The sequence below is a fragment of the Escherichia sp. 94.0001 genome (assembly GCF_013369155.2).
In the GTDB taxonomy this organism is placed as follows: domain Bacteria; phylum Pseudomonadota; class Gammaproteobacteria; order Enterobacterales; family Enterobacteriaceae; genus Escherichia; species Escherichia coli_F.
The window spans coordinates 1-326 of the sequence record NZ_JABWMS020000272.1; the positions used below are offsets into that span (position 1 = coordinate 1).

The window sequence follows — 326 nt, forward strand, 5'->3', positions numbered from 1 at the left end:
GTGTAATTGCGTACATTTACCACTGAACGAACCTTCAACAAGAACACGACCACGCAGCAAAATACGGAACGGAATTGTTCCCTGAAAAGGTTCTACGGTTACCAGTAATTTCTTCATGCATTCTCCGGATAACAAAAATACTAGTTAATACACTGAGTGCGGATATATTCCTGCGCCCCTTCCACCTGCTTCTGCATTGTCATCAATCGTTCTCTGAGGATGAAATAATCCCGTTCAGCGGTGTCTGCCAGTCGGGGGCCGGTTGCATTATCCACGCCGGAGGTGCCGGTGGCTTCACGCACGGTACCGGGGCAGGTGGCGTTGAT

The 326-nt window shown here is 49.7% G+C and carries 3 pseudogenes; all 3 read right to left on the minus strand.

The window, feature by feature from the left end:
• Nucleotides 1-117 (minus strand): annotated as a pseudogene (locus HEN33_RS26675) (hypothetical protein); the annotation flags it as partial.
• A gap of 23 nt (nt 118-140) precedes the next feature.
• Nucleotides 141-266, minus strand: a pseudogene (locus tag HEN33_RS26890) (lysis system i-spanin subunit Rz); the annotation flags it as partial.
• A pseudogene (locus tag HEN33_RS25675) lies at nt 209-326 on the minus strand (Rz1 family lipoprotein); the annotation flags it as partial. The pseudogenes HEN33_RS25675 and HEN33_RS26890, both read right to left, overlap by 58 nt.